Annotated in this window: 11 protein-coding genes; 5 read left to right on the top strand and 6 right to left on the bottom strand. The window is 69.6% G+C overall.

Annotated features, from left to right (window positions below; all coding sequences use genetic code 11):
- Window positions 1–5: 5 nt before the first annotated feature.
- A complete protein-coding gene (locus tag G406_RS51640) occupies window positions 6–764 on the bottom strand; it encodes an enoyl-CoA hydratase-related protein (RefSeq protein WP_084216592.1) in 759 nt (252 codons plus the stop codon).
- A 135-nt stretch (window positions 765–899) separates the two neighbouring features.
- On the opposite strand from G406_RS51640, the gene G406_RS0133915 reads away from it, so the two are divergent.
- The 5 genes from G406_RS0133915 (at window position 900) to G406_RS0133895 (ending at window position 9,620) form a co-directional block, all read left to right on the top strand.
- Entirely contained in the window at window positions 900–2,132 is a 1,233-nt protein-coding gene (locus G406_RS0133915; protein ID WP_037080129.1) for an LLM class flavin-dependent oxidoreductase, read from the top strand.
- Window positions 2,133–2,144: 12 nt separating this feature from the next.
- A complete protein-coding gene (locus tag G406_RS0133910) occupies window positions 2,145–2,951 on the top strand; it encodes an alpha/beta fold hydrolase (protein ID WP_028937251.1) in 807 nt (268 codons plus the stop codon).
- A 355-nt stretch (window positions 2,952–3,306) separates the two neighbouring features.
- The gene (locus tag G406_RS54840; protein WP_028937250.1) at window positions 3,307–6,054 is read left to right on the top strand and encodes a hypothetical protein; all 2,748 of its coding nucleotides are present in this window, start codon (window positions 3,307–3,309) and stop codon (window positions 6,052–6,054) included.
- 50 nt (window positions 6,055–6,104) lie between these two features.
- Window positions 6,105–7,712, top strand: a complete 1,608-nt coding sequence (locus tag G406_RS0133900) for a P-loop NTPase family protein (RefSeq protein WP_028937249.1) — start codon at window positions 6,105–6,107, stop codon at window positions 7,710–7,712.
- A gap of 357 nt (window positions 7,713–8,069) precedes the next feature.
- A complete protein-coding gene (locus G406_RS0133895; RefSeq protein WP_169736845.1) occupies window positions 8,070–9,620 on the top strand; it encodes an HNH endonuclease signature motif containing protein in 1,551 nt (516 codons plus the stop codon).
- Here G406_RS0133895 and G406_RS0133890 read toward each other — a convergent pair.
- From G406_RS0133890 to G406_RS0133870, 5 genes are read right to left on the bottom strand one after another with little or no spacing between them, the layout of a single operon-like run.
- On the bottom strand, window positions 9,617–10,393 hold the full coding sequence (locus G406_RS0133890; protein WP_028937247.1) for a cyclase family protein: 777 nt from the start codon (window positions 10,391–10,393) through the stop codon (window positions 9,617–9,619). The two genes, G406_RS0133895 and G406_RS0133890, sit on opposite strands and share 4 nt — an antisense overlap.
- A gap of 27 nt (window positions 10,394–10,420) precedes the next feature.
- Complete coding sequence (locus G406_RS0133885) at window positions 10,421–11,560, bottom strand: aminotransferase class V-fold PLP-dependent enzyme (protein WP_028937246.1); 1,140 nt, start codon at window positions 11,558–11,560, stop codon at window positions 10,421–10,423.
- Window positions 11,561–11,569: 9 nt separating this feature from the next.
- Complete coding sequence (locus G406_RS51630) at window positions 11,570–12,331, bottom strand: cupin domain-containing protein (RefSeq protein WP_037080126.1); 762 nt, start codon at window positions 12,329–12,331, stop codon at window positions 11,570–11,572.
- Window positions 12,328–12,762, bottom strand: a complete 435-nt coding sequence (locus G406_RS0133875) for an OsmC family peroxiredoxin (protein WP_028937245.1) — start codon at window positions 12,760–12,762, stop codon at window positions 12,328–12,330. The genes G406_RS51630 and G406_RS0133875 overlap by 4 nt, the downstream gene beginning before the upstream one ends.
- A gap of 39 nt (window positions 12,763–12,801) precedes the next feature.
- Window positions 12,802–14,226, bottom strand: a complete 1,425-nt coding sequence (locus G406_RS0133870) for an amino acid permease (protein WP_028937244.1) — start codon at window positions 14,224–14,226, stop codon at window positions 12,802–12,804.
- Window positions 14,227–14,295: the final 69 nt, after the last annotated feature.

Here is a 14,295-nt window from a genome sequence, read left to right as displayed (position 1 = left end):
GGTGGTCAGAGGTTGCGGCGGTAGGCGGCGAGCTGGGTGTGGGTCTCCTCGGCGGCGAACACCGAGGCGAACTCGCTCACGCTGAGCGCGGTGCCGGTGGCCAGGGTGGTGTTCTGCCAGATCTCGAACAGCCGCTTCTGTGACGCGGTCGCGGTGGCCGTGTGGCCGCCCACCCTGGCCACCCAACGCGAGACGGCCCCGTCGAGCGCATCGGGTTCGACGACCTCGTTGCACAGGCCCGAGGCCTCGAACCGGCGCAGCGGGTAGAGGTCGCCGGTCAGGATCATCTCCTTGGCGAAGCTCAGCCCGACGTGCTGGGCCAGCAGCGCCGCGTCCGCGACCGACGGGATGCCGACCTTGATCTCCGGAAGGCCGAACGAGGACCGGGTGCTGGCGACCCGGATGTCGCAGGCCAGCGCCAGCTCGAAACCGACACCGAGGCAGTAGCCGTCCACCGCGCAGATTGTGGCGACCGGTGCGGTCCGCACGGCCTGGAGCATGTCGCGCAGGCCGGAGATGAACGCGCGCGCGGTCTCGGTGGTCAGGCCGTCGAACGAGTCGACGTGCATGCCGGCAGTGAACGCCCGATCACCAGCGCCCCGGAAGACGACCGTGCGGACGTCTGGGTCCAGCTCCATCGCCGCACCCAGCGCTCGGATGTCCTCGGGCCGCAACGTGTTCAGCTTCGCCGGGCGGTCGAGCGTCACGTGAAGCGTCGTCCCGTCGCGGCGAAGCGCAACAGCCTGGGTTTCGGTCGAAGACATCCGGACTCCGTTTCGTTCGTCGTCGGTCGAACGGGTCGCCGCAAGGGGGTGTTTCGCGGTCGGATCGCCGCGTAGCGTGACTGTATTCACATTTGTCCCACTCTATTGAGCACGGCCCTACCGAGAGGACTGACATTGAAGTCGATCTTCTTTCATCTCATGCCGTACCGCGACCTGCCGGCGGACTTCGAGTCCCGCTACGAGAGCATCTGGGTCACCCCGCCGAACACCGAGCTGTGTGACCCGGTGAAGGTCGCCCAGTACTACGACTGGAACCTCGACGAGCTGGAGCTGGCCGACCGGCTCGGCTTCGACGGGGTCGGCGTCAACGAGCACCACCAGAACGGCTACGGCTTCATGGCCTCGCCCAACCTGATGGCGGCCTCGCTCGCGCGCCGCACACCGAACAACAGCGCGATCATGGTGCTGGGCAACACCCTGGCGTTGTACGCGCCGGCCACCCGGGTGGCCGAGGAGTTCGCCATGCTCGACGTGCTGTCCAAGGGACGGCTCGCGGCGGGCTTCCCGGTCGGCACCTCGATGGACGTCAACTTCTGCTACGGCGTCACCCCCACCGAGACCAGGCCGAGGTTCCGCGAGGCCGAAGAGCTGATCATCAAGGCGTGGACCGAGCAGGGTCCGTTCAGCTTCAACGGCAAGTACAACCAGCTGCGCTACGTCAACCCGTGGCCGCAGCCGTTGCAGAAGCCGCACCCGCCGGTGTGGCTGGCCGGCGGCGGGTCGGTGGAGACCTGGGACCTCGCGGCCAGACGCGACTACACCTACAGCTACCTGAGCTTCTTCGGCGCGAAGTTCGGCAAGAAGCTGATGGACGGCTTCTGGAGCCGGATGGACGAGCTGGGTGTGGAACGCAACCCGTTCCGGGCCGGGTTCGCCCAGCTGATCTGCGTCTCGGAGACCGACGAGCGCGCCGAGCAGGAGTACCTGGAGCACTGCTCGTACTTCTTCAACAAGTGTCTGCACATCCCGGCGTACTTCAACACCGCCCCCGGGTACCGCACCCGCAAGAGCAGCGAGTTCGCCATCCGGACCAACCAGCCGGGGGACCTCGCGGCGGTCGCCGCGCTGGAGAAGAACTGGAAGACCCTGGTCGACGAGGGCTTCATCATCGCCGGAAGCCCGGCAACGGTGGCCGACCGGCTGATCGAGCTGGCCAAGACGCTGAGGGTCGGCAACCTGCACGCGCTGCTGCAGGTCGGTTCGATGCCGCACGAGCTGACCAAGAAGAACATCACGCTGTTCGCCGAGGAGGTCATCCCGAGGATCCGGCACATCTGGGACGACGAGGGCTGGGAGCACAAGTGGTGGCCCCAGGGTGCGGCCGACCGGTCCGCAACGAAGGTCTGAGGGGAGAGCGTCATGACCACCACGGAGTCATTGCCCGCCCACGTCGCGGAACGCCTGGTCCCGGTGCTCGGCGGCAAGGTCCAGGCCAGGGTGCTGGTCGCCGGGACCGGTGATCCGCTGCTGTTCCTGCACGGCGCCGGCGGTCTGATGTGGGACCCGTTCCTCGAAGCACTCGCCGGTCAGCACACGGTGTACGCGGTCGAGCACCCCGGCGCGGGGGAGTCCGAGGCGCTGGAACACCTGCCCGGCATCTGGGAGCTCGTCCTGCTCTACGACGAGCTGCTCGACGGGCTGGAGCTGGAGACCGTGTCGGTCGTCGGGCACTCCTTCGGCGGCATGGTCGCCGCCGAGCTGGCGGCGAACAGTCCCCGGCGGGTGTCCGAACTCGTGCTGATCGCGCCGATCGGGCTGTGGCGGGACGACGCGCCGATCGCCGACCTCGCGGGCATCCCGCCGGAGTCGCTGCCCGGGCTGGTGCTGGCGGACCCGAACAGTCCGCTCGCCGAGTTGCTCACCCCACCGGCGGACGATCCTCAGGCGCTGTTCGAGGCGGCGGTCCGGATGGCCAGCGTGCTGCACTTCATCTGGCCGATCCCGGACAAGGGGCTGCGCAGACGCATCCACCGGGTGTCCGCGCGGACGCTGCTGGTCTGGGGCGAACGAGACGCGTTGGTCTCGCCGGTCTACGCCGAGGAATTCGCCAGCCTGCTCCGGCATTCGAACACGGTTCTCATTCCGGATGCCGGGCACCTGCCGCAGCTGGAGCAGCCGGACGCTGTTCGGGACGCGGTACTGGGCTTCCTGTCGCACAGTGTTTGATGCCTCTTTGCTGACAATTCCCTGATACCCGACGGCCTCGGTCGCGGGTGTGCTGGGCAGTGACGCCGACGTGGTGAGACCGCTCGCCACGTCGGCGTTGATCTGCGACGATGATGTTCGACGGGCGCGGGCTCGCGGCCTTCGGCCGGTGTCTGAGGCCGAGTTTCCTGAGGGTGGCGCATCCAGGCGGCGTGCTATTCGTTTGGCTCAGTGGATTTCTCACCGAAACTGAGTTCCTTCACAGGAAACGCCAGTATAAAGAATCTTCACAGGAAAGACCCAGCGCGTACCCAGGATCGGGCGTCAGTTTCTTTATCGAGCAGGTCTGACAGTTAGCTCTGAAGGAGCACACGCAATGCCTGAAGGTTTCATCAGCCGCCACGAGCTGGCCGCCGACATCCGGGGTGACGTCGTGCACGACGTCGCCGACGCCCTGCACGACGCCCACATCTGGATTCCGGGCGTCGACTACTTCGGGCCGGTCTGGGCCGACGGCGTCGGATGGGCCGCACCGCACGGCTGGGAGCCCCACCACGGTTGGATCGCGCCCTCGGGATGGAGCCACCCCACCTACTGGGACCACGACCACTACCGCAGCTGGGTCCACGACCACTACAGCAGCGACCACGACTGGCGCGGCTGGCACCACCACGACCACGGGTACAACGGTGGCCACGACCGCGATCACAACCGGGACCACGACCGCGATCACAACCGGGACCACGACCGCGGGCACGACCGGGACCACGATCACAACCGTGACCACGACCACGGACATGACCGGGGCTGGAACGACCACGGTCACGACGTGCGGGACGCGCGGCACGAGTTCCGCGACGGCCACCACGAGATGCACGAGGCCCGGCACGACTTCCGGGACGCCCGGCACGACATGCGCGACGCCCGGCAGGACTTCCGGGACGGCGCGCGCGCCGAGCACGACGCTCGGCGCGACTTCCGCGAAGCACGTGACGAGCAGCGCGAGGCGAACCAGGACCTGCGCAGCGCACGCCACGAGGTGAACCAGGCCCGTGAGGAGCTGCGCCACGCGGACAGCTCACACGACGTGCATGAGGCGAAGAGCCACCTGCGTGAGGCACAGCACGACATGCGCGACGCGCGGCACGAGCAGCGCGACGCGCGGGACGACTTCCGGCACGCGCGCGCCGAGCAGCACGAGGCCGACCGGGACTTCCGCGACGGACGTCACGAGATGCACCAGGCCCGCGACGAGTACCGCGACGGCGAACGCCACCTGCACGACGCCCGCGACGACTTCCGCGACGGCCGCCACGACCTGCGCGACGCCAGGGACGACCACGACGGTCGGGGTCATGACAGCTGGGGTCACGATGGCCGGGGCGGCGACAGCTGGGGTCATGACAACCGGGGTCACGACAACCGGGGCCACGATGGCCGAGGTGGTGACAACCGGGGTCATGACAACCGGGGTCACGATGGCCGGGGCGGTGACAACCGGGGCGGTGACAACCGGGGCCACGACGATCGCGACCTTCGCCATGAGAACCATGACCTCCAGCGGGCGGATCACAACCTGCAGCACGAGGTCCGCGATCTGCAGCACGCCAACAACGACCTGCGTCACGACAACCGGGCGCTGCAGCACCAGCTCGGATCGCAGAACTCCGGCCACAACGCCGGTCACGACATCGGGCACGGGACCCGGGGCCAGATTCAGCAGCACGACGGTCAGCGGATCGTCGACGCCGGCCACACCCAGCGCGGCGGCTTCGGTGACCAGCACGGCCAGTCCTTCGGCGGCCCACAGGGCGGCCCGATCGCGCCTGCCGCCGCGGGGTTCTCGCCCTCGCCGTCACTGGCGAACGGCCCGTCGCTGTCGAACGGTCCGTCGTTCTCCGGTGGCTCGTCCAGCGGTCCGTCCCTGTCCAACGGGCCGTCGGTCTCGAACGGTCCGTCGCTGTCCAACGCGGGTGCCTCGAGCCCGGCTGCCTCGAACGCCCCGGTCGCCAACGCGGCCAACGTCGCGGCATCGGCCGCGCCGGTCAACGCGACCCCGTTCGACACCCGGTCCGACTCGCACGCCGCGTCCCAGCCGCTGAGCCACAGCATCCAGGACGCGGCCACCCAGAACACGTCGCATCCGACCGACGCCGGGTCGCGGTCGTCCGGGTCGCACTCCTCGGGTAGCCAGTCGGGCCACGGCACGAGCTCGGGCCAGGACTCCGGGCAGACCGCGAGCCACGGCTCGGGTGGCTTCTTCGGTGGTCTGTTCGGCGGGTCCGGCAACGGCCAGCAGGACTCGCACTCCACGGGGCACAACCAGTCGAGCACCGGTGACAGCGACAGCTCCACCGGCACGGACCAGGACGGTACGACCGGTGGCGGCCTGACCAGCGGTCAGCACGGCACCGGCCTCCAGCACGGCACGGGCACCGGCGTGAACGACGGTCAGCAGGGCACCGGGACCACCGGCGGCCAGCACGGCACGACGAGCAGTGACCCGACCAGTGGCAACGGGACGACCAGCGGCAACGGGACGACCAGCGGTCAGCTGGGCGGTCACGGTTCGTTCGGCGGAGCACCGCAGGCCGACACCGGCACCCAGCCGACCGGGCCGGGCACCGGGAGCCAGCCGGGCACCACAACGGCACCGGGCACCACGACCGCACCGGGGAGCGGGCACAGCACGTCCGGGCAGCTCTCCCACTCGGGCGCGCCGCAGGCAGACACCGGTTCGACCGGTGGACTGTCCGGACACAGCCCGCAGCCGGTCGGCGGTTCGGTCACTCCGCCCGCGCATGACACGCAGACCCACAGCACCCCGGCGTCCAGCGCACCGGCGGCACACACCGCGCCGGTCCCGCACACCACGCCGACCACCCACAGCACCGCTACGACGGGTGCGACGGGTTCGGCTTCGGGCCTGCACACCACACCGACGACGCACAGCACGGCTCCGACCGCGCTGCACGCCGCCGACCCGTCCAGCGCGACCACCGCGACGTCCGGGCACGGTCTGTCCAGTGGCCTGACCACGCAGGACACGACCCACGCCGCCACTCCGGCCGCGCACGACGCGACGCACCCCGCCACCGATCACGCGGCGACCCCGCACGGCTGAGGTGTCGCGTACCGGGTGCCGGCTGTAGGAGACAAGAGGAGGACCAAGCGGTGTCGGTGACGATGCAGCGACCCGAGCTGATGACCAGCGCCGAGCTGGTCGGCCTGCTCGACCAGGTGCGGCGGCTGGCCACCTCGGCGGGCCGTTCCGACCTGGTCGAGCGGTTGACCAAGGCACGGGCTCGGGTCGGTCGCCGACCGATGGGTGTGGCACTGGCCGGGTTACCCGGTCAGGGCGCCAGTGCACTCGTTCACGTCCTCGAACAAACACCGGCCGACCAGCTGCCGGGGGCGAGTTTCACGGACGCCCCCGGTGGCGCGGGACGCAACCAGGTCCGGCTGCCGGACCCGGCCGCGGCCGACGTCGTCCTGTTCGTCTCCGACGCCGACCACGAGTACGGCCCGGCGGAGCTGGACGCGCTGGCCTGGCTCCGTTCGCAGGGCAGCGCGGTGGTGGGCGTGCTCACCAAGATCGATCTCCACCCTCGGTGGAGCGAGGTCCAACGGGCGAACCGGCAGCGTCTGCAGGCCGCCAACCTCGACTCTCCGAGCATCCCGTTGCTGCCGGTGTCCTCGGCGCTCGCCGACGGCGGCCGGCAGCGGCACGACGAGCAGCTCACGGTCGCCTCCGGTGTGCCCCAGCTGCTGGAGTTCCTGGCAGACCGGGTCGGGACCCGGGTGGAGCCGGGGCTACGGGAGTCCGTGCTCGGCGAGGTCCGCGCCGTTGCCGATCAGCTCAGCTCGGTCTGGAACGGCGAGCTCGAGTCGCTCCGGTCGAGCGGCGGGTCGGCGCAGGAACGTCAGCAGCGGGCGATCGCCGCGCTCGAACGGTGCCAGCAGCTGTCCGCGAGCTGGCAGCTCGCGCTCGGTGACGGTGCCACCGAGTACATGGCGCAGGTCGACTTCGACCTCCGGGACCGCCTCCGTGACGTGATGGAGGAAGCCGAAACGGAGATCACCAAGGCGAACCCGATCGGCGACTGGCAGCGGTTCGACGCTGCCGTGCGCCGCAAGGTCGCGGAGAACGTGCGCGGCAACGTCGACTGGGCCACCGACCGGTCCCGATGGCTCGCCGGGCAGGTGGCCGCGAGGCTCGCCGGGAACGACGACGGCGCCGGCGTGGCGTTGCCCGAGGTGTGGGTGGCCTACCCCGACGACGCGCTGCGGCGGGTCAAGCCGATGGAGAAGCCGGACAACGCGGGCATGTTCGCCAGGGTGATCAACAGCGTGCGGGGCTCGTACGGCGGCATCCTGATGGTCGGTGTGCTGACCAGCCTCGCCGGACAGCAGCTGATCAGCATCTGGTCGGTCACGGCGGGTGTGCTGCTGGGGTTGTTCACCTTCTGGGAGGACCACAAGAACGGCAAGGAACGCAGCAAGGCGGAGGCGAAGATGGCCGTCGCCAAGCTGATGGACAGCGTCAACTTCCGCGTCGGCGACGAGCTGCGGGCCGGGATGCGCGCTGTGCACCGGACGCTGCGCGACCACTTCACCGAGATCAACGACCAGCGGCTGCGCGCCGCATCCGACGCCGTGCGGGCCGCCATGGACACCTCCCAGATGGACAACGGCCAGATCACCGCGCGACTGTCCGAACTGCAGAACTACCTGGTGGAGCTGCGCCAGCTCCGCTCACAGGCAACAGCGCAACGCCCCTGACCTTGTGAGTGATGAGGCCGTCTGCCCCTTCGGGGTAGACGGCCTCAGCACTCACAAGGCCTTCGGGGGCCGCGGCTTTGGTCTTCGGGCTGCTGGCTGCGGCGGTTTGGTCTGCGGGCTGCGCCCGGGGGCTTTTACTGAGGGGGCTGCCGCCCCGAGCCGCACCGCAGGGCCCTGGGGGCCCTGTGGTGCGGCTCGGGTTGCCAATGAAGTCCCTTCCGGCCGCGTTGTGTGGGTGGTCGGGGTGGGTCTGATCGCAGTGTTCTGGCTGTGACCGTTTGCCGCTGGTGGGGGTTTGCTGGCTGGTTGACCTGCTGATTTCCTGTTTTGTCGGTGTTCGAACGTATGATCGATGGCATGCAGGGTGCGGTGTCGGTCGGTTCCTGGCTCGCGGGTATGCCCGCTGGGCCAGTCCTTGGTGCTGTCCTGTCCGCCCTGGACATGAACGCCGTGTCGGATGACTTCGTGGTCGATGTGTTGCAGGCGTGTGCGCGTCAGCGTGCGCATGTCGAAGGGCTGTACACCGCGGCGGTCGCCACGGTGGTGCAACGCGCCGCTGCTGTGGGGTCGGAGCAGTACGCGCCAGATGAAGTGCGGGCCGCGTTGACGTTGTCGCGGAACCGGGCGCGAACCGAATGCGACTTCGCCCAGATCCTGTGCCTGGAGTTGCCGGCGGTGCATGCGGCGATGGTGGCGGGGCTGATCGACCGGGATCGGGCGATGGTGTTCACCCACTATCTCGCGGGTCTGCCCGAAGAGCTTGTTGCCGCCGTGATCGCGCGGGTGTTGCCGATCGCGCCGGGGTTGACCACGGGGCAGTTGCGGGCCCGAATCCTGAAGCTGATTATCACGGTGGAGCCGGACCGGGCCGAAGACCAGTACGAGCAAGCCCTGGCTGATCGGATGGTGGTCGGCTACCTCGACTCGGCGGGCACCGCGACCATCACCGCCACCGGCCTGCCACCGGATGAAGCGGCGGCGGCGACCGAGCGGATCGCGAAACTGGCGCTGGCCGCGAAACGCGCGGGCCATCGCGGGCGGATCGACCAGCTACGCGCCGACATCTTCCTACGCCTGCTGGACGGGCGATTCCATCACCTGACGCGAGCTCAGATGATCGCCGCGCTGCTGGCCGAAACCTCGCCGCCGAATCCGGTCGACACAGAACCCGGCGTTGAGGAGCCGGCAGAGGCTGTTGCTGAGGTGGTGGGGCGTGTGTCGGGGATCGAGGTGCGGGCCCGGCTCGACACCCTCGCCGGACTCAACAACCTCCCCGGTGAACTCCCGGGCTGGGGCTCGATTCTCGGGTCGGTCGCTCGACGCGCTGCTGGGCGCCAGCACAGCGGTCAGTGGCGGTGGGTGGTCACCGACACCGATGGCTACCTCATGGCCGAGGGCATCACCCGGCGCCGACCCACCACCAGCCCACCCGGCTACCGCGCCGAGGGCGGGATCGTCGAGTTGGCGATCCCCGCTACCGCGCTCGCCCGGCTGACCAAAGACCCGCCCCGAGCCTGGGCCACGGTGATCACCGACATCGCCACCCAATACCAGCGGGCCCGCGAGCGGAATCCCGCCGGGAAACTCGACTCTCAGCCGGGGCGGCGACATCCGACCAGCGCACTACGGCGATACACCCAAATCCGGGACCGCACCTGCACAGCACCAGGCTGCCGACGATCAGCGGTGCAGTCCGAACTCGACCACACCTACGACGTCCAACACGGCGGACCCACCACCACAACCAACCTGGCACCCGCCTGCGCACACGACCACGGGCTCAAACACCGAGGAGGCTGGAAGGTCACCCAGCCCAAAGCGGGCCACTTCCGCTGGAAAAGCCCACTCGGCCGCGTCTATCCGACCAGGGGCGATCCCATCACCGACCCTGATCCGCCCCCGTTCTAGGACCGTTCGACCAGGGCCAGCGCACGGGCCGGGCTGCCGGAGCCGCCGACGATCGGCAGCGGGGTCGTGATGACCAGCGCGCCGGTCGGCGGCAGCTGCGCCAGGTTCTGCAGCTGGGTCAGGCCGTACTTGTTCGCCCCGAGCAACAGCTGGTGGCAGGGAAACGCCGGGTCGAAGGTGTGCGCCGCGCCCGCGTCGGTCCCGACGGTCTCCACGCCGAGGCCGATGATCGGCGCTTCGGTGGCGAGCCAGCGGGCGCAGTCGACCGAGAAGCCGGGGGTGTGCGGGCCGTTCTCGTCGGCGTTGAGGAACGTGTCCTGGTCGCTCGAACGTGCGTCCCACCCGGTTCGGCAGAGCAGCCAGCCGCCCTCGGGCAGCGGGCCGTGCTCGGCCTCCCAGGCCTTGATGTGGTCGACCTCGACCAGGAAGTCCGGGTCGGCCGCCGCCTCAGTGGAGAAGTCGAGGACCGCGGCCGGCGCGATGAGCTGGGTGAGCGGCACCTGGGACACGTCCCTGCCGTCGCGCCCTGTGATCCAGTGCACGGGAGCGTCCAGGTGTGTGCCGGTGTGCTCGCCGGTGTGGATGTTGTTCCAGTACCAGTTGGGTCCTCGGTCGTCGTAGCGGCTGATCTCTTCGAGCTGGAAGCCGATCGTGTTGGCGAACGGCTCCGGCAGCTGCAGGATCGGTGTGGTCGCCACGAGTGGCGCGGTGAGGTCGATGATCTCGATCGCGCCCTGGTTCAGTGCGGCGTGGAGATCGGCGAGCAGAGGCATTCGGGACTCCAGGGAAACGTGTCGAACTCAAGGTCGGCGGAGGAGGTGGCGGTGCGTGTGCAGCGCCTTCAGTAATGCCTCGACGTCGGTGTCGTCGTTGTAGCAGTGCGGCGAGATGCGGACGTTGCCGTCGCGGGAGCTGACGACGACGCCGTCGCGTTCCAGCGCCGCCACGTGTTCGTGTTCGTCCACGCTGGCGACCGCGAGCAGCGGACCCCGGGAGCTCTCCGGGGTCACGACGGTGCCGCCGAGCTCGGCGATCCCGCCGCGCAGCTGGCCGATGAGCCCTTGGACGTGGGCGTGTGTCTCGGCGACGCCGATCTCCAGCATCAGCTCGACCCCCGCCGCGGCCGCGTACAGGCTCGGCACCGAAGGTGTGCCCGACTCGAACCGTCGGGCGTCGGCGGCCGGGTCGTAGGAACGGATGTCCATGGCGAAGATGTCCCGGGCGCCGAACCAGCCGGTCGTGGTCGGGACCAGTCCGGCTGTCGTGTCGGCTCTGGCGACGAGGTAGCCGACCCCGGGGGAGCCGAGCAGATACTTGAGGCAGCCGCCGCCCACGAAGTCGGCGCCGAGCGCGGCGACGTCCAGCGGGATCGCCCCGGCTCCCTGATAGGCGTCGACCAGCACCAACGCGCCCCGGGAGTGGGCGAGCTCGATGATCGGGGCGAGGTCCAGCACCGAACCGTTGCGGTAGCAGACCTGCGTGATCGACACGATCAAGGTCGTGTCGTCGATCGCGTCGGCGAACCGGTCCAGCGGGATCGTGCTGTCCGGGTCCGCCTCGACGTGCACGACCCGAGCCCCACGCCGCTCCTGCGCGTGCCAGATCTGGCCGATCGTCGGGAACTCCAGGCTCGTGGTCACCACGGTGTTGCGGGTGCCGTCGAAGTCGAGAGCGCTGGCCAGCGCCGCGACCCCGGCGGACTCCGAAGTCGTGACCGCGACCTCGCCGGGTGTCACGCCGAACAGCCGGGCCAGCGCGCCCCGGACCTGGTCCAGGCGCTCCACCCAGTGCCCCCACAGCGACCCTTCGCGCTCCAGCCCTTCGAGGTAGTCCAGGTAGGCGGCGCGCACGGAGTCGGACAACGCGCCCTGTGAGCAGGAGTTGAGGTACACGATGTTGTCGAACACCGGAAACCGCGACCGGATGGCGTCTGCCAGCATGCTCGTCACTTACTCCTCGTCCCTGTTGTTCGGTGCTGGTCGGCCGTCGGGGTAGTACGCGGCGGCCGCCGAGCCCGCCGGCCGGAACACGCCGAGCAGCCACAGGTCGTCGGTCCCGGTGTTCTCCACGCTGTGCAGCAGCCCCGGCAGGATGTGGAAGGTCGATCCGACGGTCAGCTCGTGCCGACCGCCGTCCAGGTTCACGGCACCGGCGCCGCGGAGGATGACGCAGAACTCCTCGTACAGGTGGTAGTGCTCCGGCGCGCCGGAGGGCGGGATGTAGCCGACGAACTGGGTCGCTCCCGCGCTGCCCGTCGACGCGCTGAACAGGACCTCGAACTCGCGGTCCGACGTCGCCCGTTCCTTCTCCTGCGCGCCGAGGTGCCGGGTGAGTGACCACGGCCCCGGAGCGCGGTGCAGCGCGGTCGCACGAGGACCGGGCGGTGCCGGAACGCTGGTGTTCGCGAGCGACAGCTCGCGGTCAGCGGTGATGGTCCAGGACTTGCCGGCGGGTACGAGCGCCGCGGTCCCCGGGGCGAGCGCCTCGGAACGGTCCTCCACCTCGATCCGGCCACTACCGGACAGGACGTACAGCAGCTGGTCGCACCGGTCGTCGCGGCGGGGGAGCGAGCGGCCGGGCCGGCACCGCAGCACCCGCTGCGTCATGGCCTCCGCGAACGGTCCCGGTCCGAACAGCTCGAACTCGGTGACCGAGTCACCGTCCACACGCCTGGCCTGGACGTCGGCCTCGGTGCGGACCACGGGCGTCACGACTGCTCCAGCAGTGCCTCGACGGTGACCTCGGCGTTGAACAGGCGCGACACCGGGCAGTTCGCCTCGGCGCGCACGGCGAGCGCGTTGAACTGCTCGGCGTCCACTCCCGCGACGCGGCCCCGGACGCGCAGCCGGACGGTCGGGATGCGGAACCCGTCGTCGGTCTCGACCAGATGGACGGTCGCACTCGTCGCCAGTGACTGGGCCGGGGTGCCGTTGTTCTCGCACTCGTTGGCCAGCGACATCGCGAAGCAGCCCGCGTGGGCGGCTCCGAGCAGCTCCTCCGGGTTCGAGGCGGGCTGCTCGCCGATGCGGGTCTTGAGGCTGAACGGCAGCTCGACCACTCCGGCGCCCACGGTGATGCTGCCCTGACCGCTGCTCGCCGGTCCGCTCCAGCTGGCGGACGACGTCCGTCTGAGTGCGAGCACAGTTGACCTCCCGTGATGGTGGTTGTGGGGCGGGACGGGCTATTCCGGGACGCGGGTCCTGGCGGCCAGCTCCTCCTGGAGCGGGTCGTTGCTGGTGCCGCGACCGCCGCGCGCGGCGGTCAGGTAGTAGGCCAGCAACAGCACCACGAAGAACGGCACCCCGACCTTCCACGCCTCGGTCAGCCCCTCGATGAACGCGGTCGACACCAGGACCGCCGCCAGGAACAGAAAGGCGAGGCCGGTCGTGACCGGGGCGCCCCACAGGCGGGCCGGTGAGTCCGGCAGCCCGTGGCGGGCGCGCAACACCCGGAACCGGGCATGCGAGGCCAGGATCATCAGCCACACCACGAGCGCGCCGAACACCGACACACCGAACAGCACGAGGTAGGCGCTGTTGCCCTGGTCGGCGGACAACGCGGCAGCCACTGCCAGACCGACGGTGGAGAGCACCAGCGCGTTGCGGGGCGAGCCGGTCCCGCTGAGCCTGCCGACCGCGGCAGGCGCGTAACCGTGTCCGGCGAGACTGTGCAGCATGCGGGTCGTCAGGTAGAGGTTGGTGTTCGCGCTCGACAGCGCCGCGGTGAGGATCACGAAGTTCATCACCGACGCGCCGGCGGGCACCTGCGCCGCTTCGAGCACCCTGACGAACGGGCTCGCGTCGAGACTGCCGCCCTTCGCCGTCTGCGACCACGGCGCGATGGCCAGCACGACCGCGATGGCCAACGCGTAGAACAGGGCGAGCCGCAGCACCATCTGGCGCGCGGCGCGCGGAATGTCCCTGGTCGGGTTCTCACTCTCCGCCGCGGTGACCGACACGACCTCCGTGCCGACGAAGCTGAACACGACGAAGACCATCGCCAGGAAGATTCCGCCGACCCCCGTCGGGAAGAAGCCGCCGTCCGAGGTCAGGTTGTGCAGGCCGGTCGCGGGGGCGTCGGGCAGGCCGACGGTGATCAGCAGAACGCCGAGCAGGATGAACGCGACGATCGCCGACACCTTGATCATCGACAGCCAGTATTCGCATTCGCCGAAGAAACGCACGGTGGCCGCGTTCACCAGGATCAGCGCGAGCGAGAAAACGACGACGGCGAGCCACAGGGGGACCTGAGGCCACCAGTACCGCAGGTAGATACCGGCGGCGATCACCTCGCCACCGATGGCGATCACCTGGATCGTCCAGTAGGTCCAGCGAATGACGAATCCCGCCCAGTGGCCGAGGTAGGAGTGCGCGATCGTGCCGAACGCACCCGCGTTCGGGTGCACCGTGACCATCTCGGCGAGCGCCCATGCGATGACCAGCGCGACCGCCGCGACCACGACGAAGGCGATGATGGTGGCGGGCCCGGCCTGGGAGATCGCCAGCCCGGAGCCGAGGAACAGGCCGGTGCCGATCGCTCCGCCGAGCCCGATCATCGTCAGCTGTCGTCCGGTGAGCCGGCGGTGCAGCTCGTGGTTCGTTGCCACGTGTACGGCTCCCGTCAGCGGCGGACCTCTCGCGTGGACCTCGCTGTCCCCGCAGCCAGAAGATAGATC

Origin of the sequence: Actinospineispora spinosispora DSM 44797 (genome assembly GCF_000429025.1) — a bacterium.
Taxonomy (GTDB): domain Bacteria; phylum Actinomycetota; class Actinomycetes; order Mycobacteriales; family Pseudonocardiaceae; genus Pseudonocardia; species Pseudonocardia spinosispora.
Note: the sequence above shows the minus strand (reverse complement) of the source record. Positions and strands in the feature narration are given on the sequence as shown.

Bases quoted from the DNA above. Each gene is read 5' to 3' on its own strand.
- G406_RS51640 (WP_084216592.1), bottom strand. From the start codon at position 764: ATGTCTTCGACCGAAACCCAGGCTGTTGCGCTTCGCCGCGACGGGACG.
- G406_RS0133910 (WP_028937251.1), top strand. From the start codon at position 2,145: ATGACCACCACGGAGTCATTGCCCGCCCACGTCGCGGAACGCCTGGTC.
- G406_RS54840 (WP_028937250.1), top strand. From the start codon at position 3,307: ATGCCTGAAGGTTTCATCAGCCGCCACGAGCTGGCCGCCGACATCCGG.
- G406_RS0133895 (WP_169736845.1), top strand. From the start codon at position 8,070: ATGCAGGGTGCGGTGTCGGTCGGTTCCTGGCTCGCGGGTATGCCCGCT.
- G406_RS0133890 (WP_028937247.1), bottom strand. From the start codon at position 10,393: ATGCCTCTGCTCGCCGATCTCCACGCCGCACTGAACCAGGGCGCGATC.
- G406_RS0133885 (WP_028937246.1), bottom strand. From the start codon at position 11,560: ATGCTGGCAGACGCCATCCGGTCGCGGTTTCCGGTGTTCGACAACATC.